Origin of the sequence: Gilliamella sp. CG16, assembly GCF_046635785.1 — a bacterium.
Classification (GTDB): Bacteria; Pseudomonadota; Gammaproteobacteria; order Enterobacterales; family Orbaceae; genus Gilliamella; species Gilliamella apicola_I.
Genome location: NZ_JBIDFL010000001.1, coordinates 527,244 through 546,968 on the forward strand (window position 1 = coordinate 527,244; position 19,725 = coordinate 546,968).

The 19,725-nt window shown below is 35.7% G+C and carries 17 protein-coding genes and 1 CRISPR repeat array; of the genes, 3 read left to right on the forward strand and 14 right to left on the reverse strand.

Annotation, left to right across the window (positions count from 1 at the left end; translation table 11 throughout):
- Nucleotides 1-243 precede the first annotated feature (243 nt).
- On the forward strand, nucleotides 244-564 hold the full coding sequence (tmaR, locus tag ACGH47_RS02365; protein ID WP_065558977.1) for a PTS system regulator TmaR: 321 nt from the start codon (nucleotides 244-246) through the stop codon (nucleotides 562-564).
- Nucleotides 565-618: 54 nt separating this feature from the next.
- Here the strand turns inward: tmaR and yciH are convergent, their stop codons facing one another.
- The 7 genes from yciH to tmk form a co-directional block, all read right to left on the reverse strand.
- On the reverse strand, nucleotides 619-942 hold the full coding sequence (yciH, locus tag ACGH47_RS02370; RefSeq protein ID WP_411589959.1) for a stress response translation initiation inhibitor YciH: 324 nt from the start codon (nucleotides 940-942) through the stop codon (nucleotides 619-621).
- 4 nt (nucleotides 943-946) lie between these two features.
- The gene (gene pyrF / locus ACGH47_RS02375) at nucleotides 947-1,651 is read right to left on the reverse strand and encodes an orotidine-5'-phosphate decarboxylase (RefSeq protein WP_267352418.1); all 705 of its coding nucleotides are present in this window, start codon (nucleotides 1,649-1,651) and stop codon (nucleotides 947-949) included.
- A 33-nt stretch (nucleotides 1,652-1,684) separates the two neighbouring features.
- On the reverse strand, nucleotides 1,685-2,857 hold the full coding sequence (locus ACGH47_RS02380; RefSeq protein WP_411622586.1) for a GDSL-type esterase/lipase family protein: 1,173 nt from the start codon (nucleotides 2,855-2,857) through the stop codon (nucleotides 1,685-1,687).
- A complete protein-coding gene (locus ACGH47_RS02385) occupies nucleotides 2,841-4,064 on the reverse strand; it encodes a DUF459 domain-containing protein (RefSeq protein WP_411622588.1) in 1,224 nt (407 codons plus the stop codon). The genes ACGH47_RS02380 and ACGH47_RS02385 overlap by 17 nt, the downstream gene beginning before the upstream one ends.
- 59 nt (nucleotides 4,065-4,123) lie before the next feature.
- Nucleotides 4,124-5,524, reverse strand: a complete 1,401-nt coding sequence (locus ACGH47_RS02390) for an MBOAT family O-acyltransferase (RefSeq protein WP_411622590.1) — start codon at nucleotides 5,522-5,524, stop codon at nucleotides 4,124-4,126.
- A gap of 63 nt (nucleotides 5,525-5,587) precedes the next feature.
- A complete protein-coding gene (locus tag ACGH47_RS02395) occupies nucleotides 5,588-6,574 on the reverse strand; it encodes a DNA polymerase III subunit delta' C-terminal domain-containing protein (protein ID WP_411622591.1) in 987 nt (328 codons plus the stop codon).
- Nucleotides 6,571-7,215: a dTMP kinase gene (gene tmk / locus ACGH47_RS02400; protein WP_411622592.1), complete on the reverse strand. Its 645-nt coding sequence runs from the start codon at nucleotides 7,213-7,215 to the stop codon at nucleotides 6,571-6,573. The genes ACGH47_RS02395 and tmk overlap by 4 nt, the downstream gene beginning before the upstream one ends.
- A 461-nt stretch (nucleotides 7,216-7,676) precedes the next feature.
- Between tmk and ACGH47_RS02405 the strand changes: the two genes are divergently transcribed.
- Together ACGH47_RS02405 and ACGH47_RS02410 are read left to right on the forward strand one after the other, a co-directional pair.
- Nucleotides 7,677-8,195: a hypothetical protein gene (locus ACGH47_RS02405; protein ID WP_411622593.1), complete on the forward strand. Its 519-nt coding sequence runs from the start codon at nucleotides 7,677-7,679 to the stop codon at nucleotides 8,193-8,195.
- A gap of 231 nt (nucleotides 8,196-8,426) precedes the next feature.
- Nucleotides 8,427-8,666: a hypothetical protein gene (locus tag ACGH47_RS02410; protein WP_411589974.1), complete on the forward strand. Its 240-nt coding sequence runs from the start codon at nucleotides 8,427-8,429 to the stop codon at nucleotides 8,664-8,666.
- 28 nt (nucleotides 8,667-8,694) lie between these two features.
- Here the strand turns inward: ACGH47_RS02410 and ACGH47_RS02415 are convergent, their stop codons facing one another.
- The 7 genes from ACGH47_RS02415 to ACGH47_RS02445 all read right to left on the reverse strand — a co-directional run bounded on the left by ACGH47_RS02415 (nucleotide 8,695) and on the right by ACGH47_RS02445 (nucleotide 18,929).
- A complete protein-coding gene (locus tag ACGH47_RS02415) occupies nucleotides 8,695-8,949 on the reverse strand; it encodes a Txe/YoeB family addiction module toxin (protein WP_267352432.1) in 255 nt (84 codons plus the stop codon).
- Nucleotides 8,942-9,196, reverse strand: coding sequence for a type II toxin-antitoxin system prevent-host-death family antitoxin (locus ACGH47_RS02420; protein ID WP_267352425.1), 255 nt, complete (start codon nucleotides 9,194-9,196; stop codon nucleotides 8,942-8,944). Before ACGH47_RS02420 ends, ACGH47_RS02415 begins: the two co-directional genes overlap by 8 nt.
- Before the next feature lie 280 nt (nucleotides 9,197-9,476).
- Nucleotides 9,477-10,359: direct repeats of the CRISPR family, unit length 29 nt; unit sequence CGGTTTATCCCTATGTGTATAGGGAACAC.
- A 379-nt stretch (nucleotides 10,360-10,738) separates the two neighbouring features.
- Entirely contained in the window at nucleotides 10,739-11,731 is a 993-nt protein-coding gene (locus tag ACGH47_RS02425; RefSeq protein WP_411622594.1) for a DUF6708 domain-containing protein, read from the reverse strand.
- A 60-nt stretch (nucleotides 11,732-11,791) separates the two neighbouring features.
- Nucleotides 11,792-12,889, reverse strand: a complete 1,098-nt coding sequence (locus ACGH47_RS02430; RefSeq protein ID WP_411622595.1) for a DUF6708 domain-containing protein — start codon at nucleotides 12,887-12,889, stop codon at nucleotides 11,792-11,794.
- 1 nt (nucleotide 12,890) lies between these two features.
- Nucleotides 12,891-15,587 carry a T6SS effector BTH_I2691 family protein gene (locus ACGH47_RS02435; RefSeq protein WP_411622597.1) on the reverse strand — a complete coding sequence of 899 codons (2,697 nt, stop codon included), beginning with the start codon at nucleotides 15,585-15,587 and terminating at the stop codon, nucleotides 12,891-12,893.
- Complete coding sequence (locus ACGH47_RS02440) at nucleotides 15,574-16,434, reverse strand: DUF4123 domain-containing protein (protein WP_411622599.1); 861 nt, start codon at nucleotides 16,432-16,434, stop codon at nucleotides 15,574-15,576. The genes ACGH47_RS02435 and ACGH47_RS02440 overlap by 14 nt, the downstream gene beginning before the upstream one ends.
- Nucleotides 16,434-18,929, reverse strand: coding sequence for a type VI secretion system Vgr family protein (locus tag ACGH47_RS02445; protein WP_411622600.1), 2,496 nt, complete (start codon nucleotides 18,927-18,929; stop codon nucleotides 16,434-16,436). The genes ACGH47_RS02440 and ACGH47_RS02445 overlap by 1 nt, the downstream gene beginning before the upstream one ends.
- Nucleotides 18,930-19,725: the final 796 nt, after the last annotated feature.

The following is a 19,725-nucleotide window of genomic DNA, read 5'->3' on the forward strand; positions in this document are numbered from 1 at the left end:
TACATTGGGTCAATAGCATCGATATTTATCGTTGATGACAAATAGGAATAAATAAATAGCCGTTAAAATCATAAGCAAGCTCACATTGAACGGTAGTAACTTATTGTAATATCAATGATTTTGCATTGAATATAACTTAAAATTGATAAACACTCAAAACAGATTTAATTATCATCTATAAATTTATTAGTATATAATTAGTCATAATTTATTTTTTCCAATTTTAGAAATAAGGGGTTATAGATGGACAAGGAAAAAAACGCCGCACCATCATTTCAAGATGTATTAGAATATATTCGTTTATCACGTCGTTTAAACAAATTAAAACGTGAAATATCCGATAATGAGAAAAAAATCCGAGATAACCAAAAACGAGTATTATTACTTGAAAATTTGAGTGATTATATAAAACCAGATATGACTTATGACGAACTTCAAGCGATTATTGCCAACATGAAAAGTGATTATGATGATCGTGTAGATGATTATATTATCAAAAATGCTGAAATTTCAAAAGAACGCCGTGAAATCAGCAACAAAATGCGTAGCTATCGTTCTCACTAACATATAGCAGATTTACTCCCATTCAATAATGGGAGTAAAGACAATTACCACAACTCAACCACCGGCTAACTTTACTTTAAAGCCTTTTTCTTCCAGCAAAGATTTGAGTAAATCACGTTTATCGCCTTGAATTTCAATGCTACCATTTTTAACTGCTCCACCACAACCACAACGTTTTTTGAGTTCCGCAGCTATTTTTTGAAGTTGGGCATCATCAAAATCAAATCCTGAAATGACGCACACACCTTTGCCTTTACGTCCGGATGTTTGGCGTTGAATTCGAATAACCCCATCCCCTTTTGGTCGAGATTCTTTTACTTCAACCGATTTAATACGACCTTGATCGGTAGAATAAACAAGTGGATTATCAGACATCATGAAATTAACTCTTGCTCAAATCAAGGGTTGATAAAATAGTTTGCAATGCTAAAGAAGGATCTTCTGCTTGCGTAATCGGACGACCAATAACCAGATAATCCGATCCTGCGGCTTGCGCACGTTGTGGCGTCATAATTCGACGCTGATCATCAGCATTGGAACCGGCGGGTCTGATACCTGGCGTCACTAACTTGAAATCACTCCCTAAGCGAGTTCTAAAACTTTGCACTTCTTTAGCGGAGCATACTACGCCATCAAGCCCACAATTTTTGGCTAACAAAGCTAATTTAGTGGCTTGTTCCAAAGGAGAAACAGGGATACCGATTTCTTGAAGATCTACCGACTCCATGCTGGTTAAAACAGTTACCGCAATTAAAAGAGGCGCATCTTTACCATATGGATAGAGTGCGTCTTTCGCCGCCTGCATCATCCGAGACCCACCACTAGCATGAACATTTGTCATCCAAACACCTAAATCAGCAGCAGCTACGATAGCTTTAGCAACCGTATTTGGAATATCATGAAATTTCAGATCCAAAAAAACATCAAAACCTTTATTCATAATCTGTTTAATAAAATCGGGCCCCGCATGCGTAAAAAGCTCTTTGCCAATTTTTAAACGACAATCTTTTGGCTCAACACGATCAATAAAATTCCAAGCTGATTTAACATCAGCAAAATCAACAGCAACGATAATAGGTGAAGACATAACAGATTTATTCCTTTTATTAATAACTAATCGCTATTTTTTTTTAACAAATTCATTTAAATCATTATAAAAGATTTTGGCACTTTCTTTATAGCCTTGCAAGGTTTGATGTACTAAATCTGACCGAGCCAATCCATACTTAGACCAAAGCTTAACCGAATGACTTCCCCCCATAGCGGCCTGCCAATCCCAAAACAGTGTTTTTTCTGATTTAGCCACTTGTTTTTGAATCCTTTTTACTAAATTATAAGACTTTGGAATTTCAGTTTGATTAATCATTGTATCAGGAGGTGAAATCAATAAAATTGCAGCATTCGGCAATAATTTTCGAATTTTACGAATGTTGTAGACTAAATTTTTCCGATATTCATCTGCATCTAAAGTCTCATCGAAACTCTCGTTTGTTCCATACTCCAAAATAACCAAATCGCTTTTGGATAATAATAATTCCTGAAACCACTGAGGACGCCATTTTTGCCAAATTGTTTGCTTAGCCCCATTCGAACCAATCGCAGATACAATAACACCCGACTTGTTGGCTCGAGTTAACCAAAATCCACCAATTTCAGTGCTATCTTTACTTTTAATGGTAATAGGAAGCGTTGAAGTAAACGTTGTCGTTTGCCAACCACCAAATTTATTCTTGAAACTAAAGGTAATTTTATCTTTATTATAGATACTTAATGGATTTTTAGTTATTTTCTTAGTTTTAAAAATAAGGCTAACTTTCCATATATCTCTATCGTCTGCTTTAAGTGCCAACTCAACAGAAGCTTGAGAATTAATAGGTTTAGCGATAAAACCGCCCATAGGAAAATCGAGATTACTTAATACTCGGCTACTTAACAATTCCCAATTAGAATCTTTCAAACTAACTCGAGTATGGTTTTGCCCTTTAACCCAAATAGGAGGAACCCAACCTATACCTGCATCACCATATTTATCTTGCATTAACGCTCTAAATTCGCCTGTAAAAAAATCTGCAGCGGTATGAGAATCACCAAATTGGGTGATATTAACAACTTTATGGGTGTGGTCTTGATTATTGACTAATGAATTTAAGCGTAAAACAAATTGTTTAGCATTTGGATCGCCAAAATCAACAATCACAGACTTAGACGTTGGAATACTTTCAGCCATAGTACTAAAACTGACAGTAAACACCACCGAAAAAACAGCAACTAAGGTTTTAATGCATTGATTCAATGTGGGAATCCTCTGATAAAGTGGATGTGATTTGGTTCAAAATTGCTTGAGCTAAAAGCTTTTGTCCAGTTATTGTAAAATGAATCCCATCGTCTATTCTCACTTTAATTTTTTGCTTATTAGTCTCAATATAGCTGTTAAATTGATCGTAAGAACAACCTAATAATGTATTGGTTTCCATAAAATGTTGATGCGCTTTTTCAACTTCGGATTCATATAAATGGCTTAAATAATTCATTCCGTCATTCAACTTTGGTTTACGCATACAAGGTGGCGAAAGCCAAAGTACTTTTACATTATGTTGATTCGCGATATCTAATATTGATGCAACACGTAAACGGTACTGTTCTTCCCACAATTGCGATTTAAACTTAGCATATTTAGCATATCCCTTAACAGGAAAATCCCACGGATCATTAGGGCCTAAAAAAATGACGATTAATTTAATGGAGGCATCAGCACTGATTGCATCATTAATTGTTTTTGGCCAATCAAAAGCTTTTGGATAAGCAAGCCCAGTACTTTGTTTACTCAAGTTAATACTTTCTATCTTATATTGTTTAAATAACATTTTTTTAACATATGGTGCAACCCCTTGCATTAATGAATCCCCCGCAAAAAGGACTTTGTCATTTTTAGTTAAAACAATCGGTGAAAGTTCAGTAAAATCGGTATTATTGCTAAGTCTTGGGTTACTTGATTCATTTAATGTTACCGTATTACCTAACGCTGTATTAGTCCGAGTACTGTTTAGTTGACTATCAGAATGAGTTTGACGTTTATTAGTAGCTTGCAGGCTATCACCCTTAATTAACGGTAATTTTTGTTTATTATTTTCAGTTGTGTGATTGGATTTTATTGTTTTGTTTTGACGGTTATTTTGTTGTAACTGTTTATCCGCAATTGCGTTTGCAGTCACGACATTAGGATGTTTTTGATTATCCTTTTCAATATTCGTGTTTTCTAACTCCTCTGATTCATACGATTCATTAGTCCATTTTGTCTGATCATCCTCAGTGACATTAGCATCATCCACCATTAATGCCATATCAAAAAACTCAAAATGGTAAGATTGCTGGCAATAAATCAATATTGATTTATGAAACAAAACCATTAAAGCAATAGCTGTAACAACTAACACTATAACAATATAAAATGCAGATAAGGTTTTGTTAGTTGGCATTGTTAGCATATTACTTAACTTCATAAAATCCTTCAAATTACTGTTCCTTGTTAAAACTGATCTTAAAAAATTTTAAAACACAATTAAAAACTGGCATAAATAAAATCGGGCATACCTGACGGCGCAAAATAAATGACACACCACAAAATTAATATCATTATCACAGGTAAACATAATTTATTAACTTTAGATAACAGTACCGTTGCCAAATTTGGAAGATTTTTACACATTGGATAAACTAAATAACCAACCATGATAATCAAAAAAGCCTGCCAATATTGTGGTTTTATCATCACATTATGCGTTAATGCCATTAAATAATCCAAAGCATCGGATAAATTTTCACAATAAAAAAACAACCAAGTAAAACAGACATAATGCCAAGTTAATAAACGCGCAATAAAAGGTGAGCGTTGACTAATCACATCACGACCAAAAAAGCGATCACCAATATTCAGAGCCACAATACCAATACCATGGCAAATACCCCAAATAATAAAATTGATACCTGCACCATGCCATAATCCAGATAAAAACATTGCCAACAAAACATTGATTTGTGTTCGGGTAAATCCCTTACGATTACCGCCAAGCGGAATATAAATATAATCCCGAATCCATTGAGATAAACTTATGTGCCAACGCGCCCAAAAATGCCTTAAATTTAAAGATAAATAAGGTTGGTTAAAATTAATTGGTAGACGAAACCCTAACAACAATGCAATACCAGTCACCAAATCCGTATAGCCTGAAAAATTGAGATAAATTTGTATTGCATAAGCATATACACCCACTAATAAATCAATCACACTAAATTCTAATGGATTGGCAAAAATGGGGTTAACCCATGCATCATTTATCCAACCACCTAAACAATAAACTTTAATGATTGACATCATGATTAATATAAAAGCTCGATATGGCTCTAAAATTTGGCGGGGTTGGCAAACTGAAATTTGCGGCAAAAAATCTTTAGCTCGATTGATCGGCCCTGCGACAATACTGGGGAAAAAAGATAAAAAAAGTGCAAAATCCCAAAATTTAGCTACTTCAATCTCTTTTCTTTTAACTGAAACTAAATAACTGACAGAATGGAAAGTATAAAAGGAAATACCAATAGGGATTAGCACAGAAAATAATGGTAATAAAATAGGAATATGAAAGACGTTAAGTAAAGCTTGTAGTTCTTGTCGAAAAAAATCAAAATATTTGAATAATGCTAAATTACTAATCGATATTATTAAGCCAAAAATCAACCAACTTTTAGCATGATCTTTTGAAACCGATATCATAATGGAAATAAGATAAGTTACACTGGTATAAACACCAAGAATCAACGCAAATTGCCAACTATAACTGCTTACAATTAAATAACTTGAAACGAGTAACAAGGCATTTTGGAATTTAGGTAATAAGTTAAATGCCCAATATATAGCAAAAAAAACGATAAACAACAGACCAAATTCAATTGATAAATAACTCACTATAATCCTTCGTTAAAACATTTACATATAAAATAATATCCCTCAACACTTCCATGAAAATATTTAATCGCAAATCAACTCTGATTGAGAAAGAACATAATAAACCAGTAATTCTTTATTCAACCCAGTTATTGACAATAACTGACGTCTGGCATTCAACCAGAGTTCATAAAGAGCAGTAATTTTTTCATAACTTAATGTTGCCAATAATCTTACCAATGGCACTTGATCACGATTAATAATATACCGCCCAGCTTTTTGTTTTGCTTTCAAAGCATCACTTAATAAAGCACAAAACCAACTAATGCGATCAATAAAATGGTCATGCTCAAATGTTACGCCAAGCGTCCAAAAATCATTATTAGGAATAACACTCAATAAATTTTCACAAAATACTTTACGTTGTTGCCATTTTGTAGGATCCAACAAAGTTTTTGCTGTTAATGGCGCATTTTCGCTTAATAACAAAGCTGACGCAAGTTCATTATCACTATAATGTAAATCCTGTATATTTTTCAACCAATCCATAGACTGTTCAAGCTTAGGTATCGGTAAAAAATAAGAAAAACAACGACTATAAATAGTTGGTAATAAATGACTATTATGATCGTCACTTAAAATAAAATAAGTATTTGCAGGTGGCTCTTCTAACGTTTTCAATAATGCATTTGCGGCGGCTTCGGTCATTAAGGCAGCATGTTTAATCCAAATCACTTTATTACCGCCTTGCTGTGATTTTTCATAAATTTTAGCGGTAATACTTCGAATCTGATCGATACCGATCGATTGCTTACCCTGTTCGTTAGTTATCTGATAATAATCAGGATGATGATGAGACAAAAATAACTGGCAGCTATGACATTTTAAACAAGGGGCTAGATCGCTTGATGCTTGGCATAATAAACGATTTGCTAATTGCTCAATTAGCTCATTTTCACCACTACCTTGAATATAATTAATTAATAAAGCATGATGGGCTCGATCATGTAAAATACTTGTCGCTAATTGCTGATATGGCTGCGTGAGCCAACTATATCCATTTTTGATCATGCATTATTAACCTGTATTAATGATAACCATGCAGTTAACACGTCTTCAATTTGCTGTGTTACCACATTCATTGATTGACTGGCATCAATAGTCACAATAGTATCATCTTGCATAGCAAGCTCTAAATAGCGTTGACGAGTACGTTCAAAAAATAGGATAGATTGCTGCTCAATCCTATCTAGCTGACCACGAGATTTTGCTCGCATTAATCCTATTTTTGGATCAACATCCAAATACAAAGTTAAATCGGGTTTAAAATCACCTAACACTTGCTTTTGTAACGTTTCAATCAATACGCTATCAAGTTGGCGTCCCCCACCTTGATATGCCTGCGTGGATAAATCATGACGATCACCTATTACCCATTTTCCTATTTTAAGAGCGGGTTTTATAACATTATCAATAAGTTGAATTCGAGCCGCATATAACATCAATAATTCAGCTTTATCCGTTAATGGCTCATGTTCTAAACCATTTTTAATAATATTACGTAACGCTTCAGCAATCGGTGTTCCACCCGGCTCACGAGTAAATTGTAAATCTTCAATATTAAATTGCTTTAAAATACGCGCAACAGTATTAATTGCTGTGGTTTTTCCTGCACCTTCAAGTCCTTCAATGACAATAAATTTGCCGGTCATACTTATTTCCTAAATTAATTAAGCTGATGTACAAGTAAACATTGCGCTATTGTACGCTATTTTTACCGATTATTTTAGTTCGTATCGTAAATACCATGTTAATACTTATCAAATATGAGAACTTTTTAATAGACCGACAGAGTAGAACATCCTGTTTACTTAGCCGCAATTGGTTTATAACATCCAAATAAATCCGAATAAAAATAATTAGATATTATTCATTTATGTAAAAGTCATTGTATATGTGAACTTTATATCTATTATCTTGTCAATATAAGATATCGATTGTTTTTTCGCTCGCTTATCATCAGTTTAGCAAGTAATTTATCGTAGTATTAATGAGTAATCAAAGCAGTGTTGAAAAAGAAAATAAAGTTTTTAGATAAGATAGAATCATTAAGCGGACTTTCAATCAAATCTGAACAAGAATATAAAACAAAATTAATCTGGAATAACAAGGAATGAAAAAAATACTACTACTACTATTAGTCACATTTATGTCACTAGTAACATTAACCAGTTGCAACAAAACACCTTTAGAAAAGGTTTTAAAAGATGTAAAAAACAATCATCCTAAAACCATAACCTTATCTGATTATACTAATTTTAAATGGGATGAAGTTTGGTTAATCAGTGGCAGTATTAGTGGACGTTATATTACATTAATGCGAGAACAAAATATTGATGTTAAGAAAGTAGAATCTTTTCCAAATTCTAGATATGGAATAGCTCAAGAATTCTCTAATACAGTTGTGTATGTATATAATAACAAAGTAGTTTATTACGAGTTCCCTCCAGATGCCAGAGATTATGTGGCTTTGGCTTCAGAGGGAGCATTAGCTCTTTTAGATTTTAAACTAGAAAGAGGACAGATTATGGTTGTTTCAAGTAATAATTCCGAATGTGAAGTAAAAGATGGAGATTTAGTTCCCATTAAGCCGATTAAGATCTACGAAAACATGGATAAAAAATTGAAATGATCCCTTATGCATTAATCAATGAATTAGCCATACCAAGTATTGGATTATGATCATGAAAAAAGTTCATATAATCAAGCAACCTATTCTCTCACTATTAGAATACATTTCAGCAACAGTTTATCCCTATGTGTATAGGAAACAAAATAATATCTTAATTAGTAACGATGATCCTATCTTGATATTGTTCAGAGCAAATCATTATTAGAATTTACTATGTCTTAATATGATGAAATTACAGAAAAATATGCAGAAAAAAGTTTAAACGCTTCATTATCCGCTAGTAAAAAAACATTAACTAAATATGTTGAAAAATCCACAACTGAAATCAGTGAATTAATAAAAAAGGAAATTTTAGCGGCTAAAATAAATTTAGAAGACGAAAGAAAGAAAATTAATACCCATTCAATGGTAAATTTAGTATTACTTATATTTGTAATATTTCTTATTTTTTTAAATATTTTAATTAAATAATGGTAAAGCCAACTATTGTTGGCTTTTATTAATAGTGATAACGACACGATAAAATAATAATACAATTATTTTCAATTTTATAAACTAACCTATCTTCACTGTTTATGCGTCTTGACCAATATCCTGATAAATTAAATTTTAATGCTTCGGGCTTTCCAACTCCCGAAAAAGGTGTTTTGCTAATATCCTTTAATAGTTCATTAATCCTTTTTATCATTTTCTTATCGGTTGCTTGCCAATAAAGATAGTCATTCCAAGATTCATCGGAAAATAATTTATTCATCATTCAACACACGCTCTTTTAAATTCCCATTATTAATTTGTTCTAATGAATTTAACAAATGTTGAGCATTAGCTGGAGAACGTAGTAAGTATGCAGTTTCTTGTAACGCTGTAAAATCATCATACGACATTAAAATACAGTTATCTCCATTTTGTCTTGTGATAACTGTGGGCATTCTATCATTTACAACTTCGTCCATTGTTGCTGATAAATTAGCTCGAGCAGCTGAATAACTAACATGTCTCATAATTATTATTCCTCTTAAAAGTAATTAACCAATAAACATTGTACAACAAACCTGTACAATATCAATGATTTTAACCTTCAATTATTGAAATAATTTTTATATTTTTTAGTTCTGTTTCAAATTCTTCATCATCATCTAGGTTTTATATCCATCCTAACCCTTCCCAAGCCGGTTTTTTATTCAAAATTAATTTTGCAGGTTTTCCCCGGAATTCAACCATCACAATAGCTTTTTTTTAACTTGATATTTTCATCAATTTTATCTTTATCTATTGAATTTTCGTTTTATCCCTGTGTATACAGGGAACACTTAATTCCGTTTTATGTTTCGCTAAGAGGGAACAGTTTATCCCTATGTATATAGGGAACACAGCCTCGAATCCCACGTACAGCGACCCAATCGTGGTTTATCCCTATGTGTATAGGGAACACTCCGACCAAACCAATTTTGACTAGTAACGATTCGGTTTATCCCTATGTGTATAGGGAACACTGACGTTTAGCGATAGTTTGAAATATAACGAGCGGTTTATCCCTATGTGTATAGGGAACACAAAAAAACTGTTTTATTACTATATTTTAGAATCGGTTTATCCCTATGTGTATAGGGAACACACTAGCGCCACCGTTTATAATTTTTAATTGTTCGGTTTATCCCTATGTGTATAGGGAACACAAAAGTTGCTCTGTTGGCTGTTTTGTTACCAACGGTTTATCCCTATGTGTATAGGGAACACCCGAAAGGTTCAACAGCACGACGGATAGCCTCCGGTTTATCCCTATGTGTATAGGGAACACTTTAATCTCCTCTCCAGATTGTCGGCGTATTCTGGTTTATCCCTATGTGTATAGGGAACACAAAGATTTTTATCTTCTGCCGGTTCATCCCCACGGTTTATCCCTATGTGTATAGGGAACACTTTAGTGATGCTCTGCATTTGAAACAGTTTGGCGGTTTATCCCTATGTGTATAGGGAACACATGACCTGATTTCACGACCGGAATTAAGATAGCGGTTTATCCCTATGTGTATAGGGAACACTCTTGTTCGTGAACTGAATCCATATTCCACTGCGGTTTATCCCTATGTGTATAGGGAACACGGCTTTAATGTCATGAAATGTGCAATCGATTTCGGTTTATCCCTATGTGTATAGGGAACACTCTAATTATAACTTATTGTTTATTAATTAAAATAGAGAGGTGTAAAATTCTACCGATTTATTGATGCTTTTTTAGGCGATTGGTTTTAATACGCATCTGGAATGTAATTTAATATTTATCATAACGTTAACTATGTTTAAAAAGATTTTTAAGTAGAGCCTGCTTTTGCAACTCCTCGGCGCACCGACCGATTTTGATAGCAATGGTATATTTTACTTTTCGGTAATTGATTTTGACGAATGGTTAAATGCTGATCTTGCCTTTAATTTAGGCAAGTATTTAACATCAATTTATATTTAATCCTTTGACTATCAAAACTAACAATCTGTACTCATTATTATTTATAGATAAATCATTTTATTAAAAATATTTTTGCACATTAACCATTGCCATAATCCACCAGTTTGCCTGTTTTGCCTGCTTGACGAATCACCTTCGGCCAACGGGGTTGCCAGCATAAACATTCCGAAATAAAGTAACCCACGGTGTAAAACGGTAATAAAATTAAAAATACCGGTATTAATAAAATATACATCCAAAAAGTAGGCGCATTTTTTACTGCATGAATCATCGGGCTTACATGACCACTAAAACCGTGGAAAGGCATGGGTAAATGGGTGCTTAAACGGGGTTTAGGCAGATTGTCCTGTCCGTGCTCCATATAACGGCGGATAAATTCCCATTCGTCTTTATAGTCTTGTGGGTTATAGGTGTTTTTGCCAATACCGACGGAGTGGGCAATCGGAAAGCCAGTTTTATACGGGTGAAAGGTCATTAAATTAACCATATTAGTGCCACCCATATCCGAGCCGCTCTCGCCAAAGTTCGACGGCATAATATGTTCCCATTTAAACACTACTGTACCACCGCAGTATTTAGGGCGCTGAATATAGACTTGCCTTGTCACCCGATTAAAGCGTACCCGAATATGGCGTATGGTGAAGAGTTCAAAACGATAGATATAACGGAAATAGCGGACACATAAGTAAATTAAAACGAAAAAAATAATTGAAGCAATTATCATTGCAAAATAAGCTGATCCTTTATTGGGAACATCATCCATACATAAATCAAATAAAATTCCAAAACTTAAATAGCCTGCACTAAATGGCATAAAAAAAACAAGTAAAGATATCCAAGTTAGAATCCCTCGAAAATTTTCAAACATTCCGCCTCGAATTTCTAAATAGCGATCGTTATAAGCGTAGTAAGGCCCTATTGGTCTCGGGTTATCACTGACCGATTCTTGGGTATAGTCTTTTTGCACTTCTTTGAGTGTCATATCGGCATGGTTATAACCCATTTTTAATTTTTTACGGGTTTCGGATTTCATGGCGTTACCAAACCATAATAAAAATTCGCCTACGTACATTTTTTTATGTCCTTACCTTATGTCCTTCTGTTTTTATTATGATTCATTCGCATTATGATTTTAACCATTGCCATAATCAACCAGTTTGCCTGTCTTTTCGTCACGTACGCCCCACTCTAAACGGCTATCAAGTATGGCTTGTTGTACTGTTTCTGGATAGTCCGATAAGGTGGTTTCTTTCGGGACTGGTTTGCCTGTTTTGCCTGCTTGGCGAATCACTTTTGGCCAACGGGGTTGCCAGCATAAACATTCCGAAATAAAGTAGCCCACGGTGTAAAACGGTAATAAAATTAAAAATACCGGTATTAATAAAATATACATCCAAAATGTAGGCGCATTTTTGAATGCGTGAATCATCGGGCTTACATGACCACTAAAACCGTGAAAAGGCATGGGTAAATGGGTACTTAAACGGGGTTTAGGCAGGTTGTCCCGTCCGTGCTCCATATATCGGCGGATAAATTCCCATTCGTCTTTATAGTCTTGTGGGTTATAGGTGTTTTTGCCGATGCCGACGGAGTGGGCAATCGGAAAGCCGGTTTTATACGGGTGAAAGGTCATTAAATTAACCATATTAGTGCCACCCATATCCGAGCCAGTCTCGCCAAAGTTCGACGGCATAATATGTTCCCATTTAAACACCACCGTACCACCGCAGTATTTAGGGCGCTGAATATAGACTTGCCGTGTCACCCGATTAAAGCGTACCCGAATATGGCGTATGGTGAAGAGTTCAAAACGATAAATATAACGGAAATAGCGGATGCATAAATAAATTGAAACTAAAAATATAATGCAAACAAATATCATGGCGAATGTGTTTGAAGCTACTTTAGTAGTTTGATTATTATATAAACGTAGTGCAGTCATTATAAACAAATCACATGATACAGCAGGAATTAAAAATATAAGTAAACTAATCCAAGTCAAAATACCTCGAAAATTTTCAAACATTCCGCCTCGAATTTCTAAATAGCGATCGTTATAAGCGTAGTAAGGCCCTATTGGTCTGGGATTATCACTGACCGATTCTTGGGTATAGTCTTTTTGCACTTCTTTGAGTGTCATTTCGGCATGGTTATAGCCCATTTTTAATTTTTTGCGGGTTTCGGATTTCATGGCGTTTCCAAACCATAATAAAAATTCGCCTACGTACATATTAAAAAGTCTCCTGTAGTGCTTGATGCCATTCTGTGAGTTCTTCGTCTAAATCTTTAAATTTTTTACGTTCAAGGTCTTTACTAAAACAGCAGCGATCAAACCATTTTTGCATGGCATTGTCATCTAAAATAATCAGGCAGACACTGACCACAATAATAACCATAGACGCGTAAAAATTAATTACCGGCAGCAACACATCTAAGCCTTTATTAATAACAAAGCGACCGATAACTAATCCAATTTCAGCCATTTTAACCCAAATAGTCCGTTTGATACTGGTCTTGATAAGATTATCTAACCATGGCACTAATGTACCTAACGCTGCTACAAATTGAGAAAAACTAAGAGCTAGGGTTGCAATAGTTCTTGTTAAATAGACTAATCCTATCGTAGATTCATCTTTTTGGAAAAAAGTATGAGCATCTATAATATCCAATACCGCCGATATTCCTCCTGCGATCATTATTAAGCTTGACGCCCACAAAAATAAACGGCCGAACCAAACATATGTTACGGTTGATGTGATCTCATTTTCTTTTCCAACACAATTTCTTATTACACTATTACATATCTGAAAGGCTGCAGCTACAGAGCCCATTATTGAAGCACTTAGTTGAGCGATTTCTCGGGGATCTTTAAATTTACCACTTTTTACTTTCTTTATTGATTCGTATGCACTAAGTGCAAATACAATTACCGCAATATAAGTATTGGTTAAATCTTTACTATAAAAATTTTTTCTTGCTTCACCTTTTATTTCTTCAATATGTTGAGGTATTTTATCTTTATCTTCGACTACAAAAGAAAATCCATTAATATTGAGCCCTGCTTTGTACATTTTTTGAGCTGATTTTTCGATACGAATTAAAAGCAAATTACCTAAGCGATTTTGAAGACTTTGATCAAAATTTTTAGTTGCCGTCATTAAAAAACTTCGTACCAAATCGGAGAAACTAACCGATAATATTGCAATAGGCAGTCCAGATGCAGCCAATGCTTCAATTGATTTATTTACGCGGTTAATATGTTTCATCACTTTAATAAGTATATTAATAGCTTTATCAACTTTAGGGTTTGTCGATGTTTGATCCTGATTATTACTAATAATAATACTCTGTTGAATATCTAAGTATTCGTTAATATCGGCAATTAACGCTTTGTTGTTAAATAGGTAGGTTCGCATACATAAGTTGGTTGATGTCACTTGCGGTTCATGCCACCATTCGTCTAACACTTTTCTGACTTTTGAGTATCCACTTGCGCCACACAAGCAAACGCTCATTTGTAGTTGAAACATGATTCCGTCTAACGGAATGGTATCATCATATAAGTCTAGTGCCGAGATTAATTGATGCGATTTTAACCATTTTAAGTAATCATCAGCACGTTTTTCGGCAAGTTGTTCGGCGGCTTGACTGCGCTTGTTGAACTCTTGTTCAAAATTTTTTAGCTTGTCTTGCGATAAGCGATCCCAATAAAATTTTTGAAACTCTTTTTCAGACAGTTCTTCCGTTTGTTGCTTGATAAAGGCTTCTTCGGCTTCTTGAAATATTTCTCGTCGTTTATTATTCGATATATCACGAATTGAAGGAATGGTGATTTTGTCGTTACCCCAATCTGAAACCTTTTCCCACTGTTTATTGTGCTTGATTAGTTGCCTGATTCGATGGTTATGAAAGGATTCTTTAAAACCTAATAGCTGCCGGTGGACAATTAAACGATGTTCGTTGGATATGCCTTCCGAATCGTTGCTTTCCATCCATGGTTTCATTCTTTTTTCAATTGCTTGATGACAGCGATTATTCAAACTTTGAGTTATGCCGATTGCATCATTAACCACTATCGCCACCCCTTGCCGTTTTTTTAATTTGTTATAGAGCGATAGGTAGCGCATGTAAGTTCGCATTATATCTTTATCATAATAGGTGGTGCGGTTAGTATAAATATATTCGATCACTTGTAATTGGCTATTGGCTTTGTCTCGCTCACCCGTTTTAAAGTCATATGGGGGTTTGCTTTTTAAAAATGCTTGTTGCTCAGCAATATCCAATGCTGTCGATATTTCGAGAATATTTGTCAATATATCTTGCGTTTTTAACGCAGTTTGCCCGTTTCTAATCTGATCCGGCGTCATGCCTGACAGTACAAATTCAGGGGTATCTTGATAAATTTCTAATCTGGCGTTACTGATTTTATTTGGACTAAATACAAAATAAATTTTTTCGATATCTTTGCTGTTTTTAAAGCTGATGTAGGACGCATCCGCACCGTCTGTTGCAATGTTACAGGTATATTTAGGCGGAATATTCGGTATGGTGTTGTTGTCGCTATATTCTGTTAAGCAACCTTCTGGACTAGACGAAAATATTCGCCATTGCTTTTGTCCATTTTTAAAATCGACCAGTATATATAAATAACCTTGTCGTAACATTTGTAGACAGTATTTTGAGTGTTCTATCGATATGTCCGATACCATTTTTTTAGCAAAATCTGGCAACGAAGGTAATTCAACTTTGGCTTCAGCGCCATTTTTTAATTGTTTATTTTTGCCAAGATACCCTGTAATTGATAAGCGAGTTGGCAACACGACCAAATCGCCTTCCTTTTCTTGACATTTTGGGCAGCGTTTACCTGAATTATTTTCTTGGGCCTTTGTCGCTAATATTATTTTCAGTAAATTCTCAATCGCTGACATGTTCTTGCTCCTTATCGATATGATTGAAATAGTGCTCCAATTGGCTAATTTTTTGATTTCTCATTAAATCGACAAAGAGATCATATTCAATTTTTTGAAAAAAATGTTCTGATTTAGCCATCGCATATTCCACGATATAGTCCATTTTTTGCTGATCAGGTTCATAAAATGTTGCCGTATAAATCCAATCCAGTAACTGAGTTAGTGTGTTTTGTTGAACGTCGGTTAATGGCTTTTTTTGTAATTTTACGGTTTGTTGTTCGTAGGCGTTATAACTTTGAGCTATTTTGATTTTTCGCCATTGCTGAGTCGTTATTTTGTACTTGATATCCCATAATATTAATTCGGGTTTATGGTGTAGTTGCACATATTCATCTTGCCAGTAGTACCAGTATTGCACACTACCCAACATTTTATTGATTTGTTCTTCATCAAAAATAGTCACTAAATGTTTAAGCACGTGCGGATCGTAAAAACGTAACAGATAATAATTGCCTTGATGTAACATAAACATCGCATTACTAATGTGTTGTTGTATGTCTTGAATCGGGTAAGGTGAAGTGATCAATGCGATAACCGATGATTGCTGGTTTTTTAAATTCGCTATGATGTGTTTAATATCGTCTTCTGCCCCTTTTTTTAATGTACAGAGCTGTAAGCATTCATGGTTATACGATACGGTATCTTGCCTGTCCCTTATCGGGACAATTGAATCAAATTCAATATCATTTTCATAAAAAAAATTGTCGTTAATTTGCGGGTCGATTAATACATGTATTTTTCTAAACCGCTGAATTTGTTCGGCAATGGTTTTATTGATTTCCTGATCCGGAATAATTTTAATCATTATTTTCTTTCCACAAAAATTGCATGCTTTTCAGCTTCGTCTTGTTTTACACCACTGCAAATCGGTGGCAATTCATTTTGAATATTTTTTTGTGCTGTTCCCATTTTTTGTAGGACATTACACTTCATGTACACATTATTCGGTGTACCCAGTACAATGCCTTTTTCGCTAATTTCAATGTACGAACCGCCACACATTAAGGTGATTTTTTTACTGGCGGTTAATGTCATTTTGCCGTCTACACTGTCAATGTTGACATTTTGTTTAGCCGCCATATTCAGGTTGGCATTTTGGGCTTGTATTTCAATATCCCCTTGGTTGGCAAAAACCTTCATCCCCGATTTATGAGCAAATAACCCTATCGCATCGCCCGATGCCAGTGTGATGTTTTTTAATGCCGTGATGTCAGTCTGGTTTTCAGCGGTGACACTCAAGCTGTTACCGGTTGATAGCTGGATGTTTTCAGGACTGGTTAACGCAATACCTTCTTGCGCATAAGCTAATATGCCACTTTGCGCCAGCTCAGTTAAGTTTGCCTTGAGCTGGTCTTGGCTGTCGGTGTCAGCACCGTGGGCTTCGGCTTGGTTGGCAGCATTTTGCAGTGATTTGGCAATCGATAAGGCGTTTTCTATCTGGCTAATTGCGCCCTGCATATCCAACTGTTTACCCTGGGCTTTTGGCTCGGTCTGGCTGGTCAGGTATAAGCCTTTTTCAGCCGCTATCGCCCCCCATTCATCAGTGCGCAGTTCAAACCCTTCACCCCGTAATTCTTTTTTTTGGTTGACTAAGTGACCCAGATTAAGTTGCGTTTTGCCGTATTCGGTTGCCAGCTTGATATGCTCTTGTCCCCGTTTGTCATCCATGCGCAATTTGTTATTGGTGGGGGTGCGAATTACATTACGGTGTTTGTTTATTGTCGTGACAGGGTCAGGGTGGGCACTGTCATGCATAGCATGAGCGATATACGGGCGGTCAGGATTGCCGTCCATAAATGCCATGGCGACTTCCGTGCCGTCTATTAGCGGAAAATGAAAGCCATAAGTGCCTCCGGCATACGGTTTTGCCAGTCTTACCCATAAACTTTCATTGCCGGCTTTCCACGCTTTCAGGTCATAGTTAAATTTCACCCGATACCGACCCTGGGTATCAATATAGCCATAGGTGTCATTGTCCGGACTGGTCACCCGTGCCGGTAAGGTTCCCCCGATTTGTGGCCAGGCTATCGGTTTGGAGCGATACGGTTTTAATACCTGATACGGAATAGCGGTAAAATGTAGCTCGTAAGCATCCGTGCGGTTGCCTTGCCCTTCCACACTTAATATTATCACCCCGTCAGCAATATCAACTAACGGACTGCCTTTAATCTGTATCCGTTGCCCCGGTGTCAGGTGATAGCGGTTGCTTTTGCCACTAATCACGATTTTTTCACTGATTGCCTGTTCATGCCGTATTCGGGCATACCATTGTCCGCTTTCCGTGATAGTATTCGGGTCGCTCGGGTTAGAATGATTATCGTCGTTATCGTTATCTATATCATCTACATCACCGTTCAGCTTATCTTCTTGTCCGTTACTTCTCAGCCCTTTGTAGTGCTCGCCATAACGGTAATCCGTGCCATAGGTGGTGCTGTCTTTTGGCTGGCTGTTCACGTCACCTTGTAAATTCGCTTTCGCATCACGGTAGTTGTAATCCTGCACTTTAACCGATGATTCCACCACCCGACTACGTAACCGGATATCCCAGATACTTTCTGCTCCACCATCCAGCGTCCCGCTGGGTAACCGGTAATCAATATCGCTGACCTGCTCATATCCCTGTTCGTAATCGCTTATCACCATTACATCGCAATTGTGCTCAGCATGCGTTTCAAATCGAAACCAGACACCAATATCCGCTAACAGACGCTGAATAAAGCTTAAGTCACTTTCCTGCCATTGGGTGATAAATTCACGTTCAGGGTAGCTGCTGTTTAATTCCAGACGGTAATCAATGCCGGTAAAACCATGACTGCGTAGCACTTCTTCTACCACACTAATCACACTTTGGTTTTGGTATATCGCATTATTGCAATTTAAAGCTAATCTGGCTAAACGGGGCGATAACACTATCTGATAATGTGCCTGCTCTTTACTGACCGATAACAAACTGAAACGGGTAATAACGCCATATATTTTGCGTAGGTCACTCTCGACAGGCAGGTCACTTAAGGAACGAATCGCCGTTGCCAGCACATTTTTAACCGCAGGATTAAACGAAAATGATGCTTTTTGGTTGAGTATATCATCGGGCGATAAGGTTTTATCCGGGCTGGTAAAGTCAATGGTGTAATGCCATGGCTGGTTGAGCTGTTCATCACCTTGTACGTGTAAAACAGAAATTGGCGAAATCAGATTATCAACCGTTAAGGTGTAGCGGTTGTGGCTTACCTCGCCCGTTAATTCATTCAGTAAACTTTCACCGACTTGATTGATAAGGGTTGTTATTTTGTTCGCCATGGGTTACTCCTGTATATTTCGCATTTGTCGGACTTTATGCCTGTTATTTAGACAGTCCAATATCATTTTGATAATAATGTTGTAAGTGAGTTTTGTGGGTATGATTGGTGAGCTATTAATAGCAAGAAAAGAGTTAGCGAATTGACAAGATGATGATTGTAAATTGAGATACCAATCATCATGAAAATGCCAGAAATTACCATAAATGGGTAATCGGTTATTTGATTGCACGTTGAAACAATCCGAAAACAGCTGCCTTATATCCATATCATTCCTAGAAATTATAGGTTTTGTTTTTAATTATTTTGAAATATAAATTTTGATAACTTTTTTTAAATATGTAAACTACATTGTTTTACCATTTAATGCAAGTTTTTTAGAATGATTTTCTAATTAAATTATAAAGATAGCAATGTTAAGTGTTTAAGATTAAGCTTGGTACTAACTACTATTTATTAGTCTAGAAGAGTGTAAATTGAAGGTATATCGGTTATTAAAGCTTATAAAAGAAAACCTAAAAATGACCATTCGCTAATGTGTTTATCCCTGTGGATACAGGGAACACAATGCCTGTTCTGGTCGGATTTCGATTTTGATCGGTTTATCCCTGTGTGTACAGGGAACACTTAAGCTTACGTTTGCCCGGATTATTCGTGAGCGGTTTATCCCTGTGTATACAGGGAACACAATTTATGAATTTGGTTATGATCTGGTTGATACGGTTTATCCCTGTGTATACAGGGAACACAATTTATGAATTTGGTTATGATCTGGTTGATACGGTTTATCCCTGTGT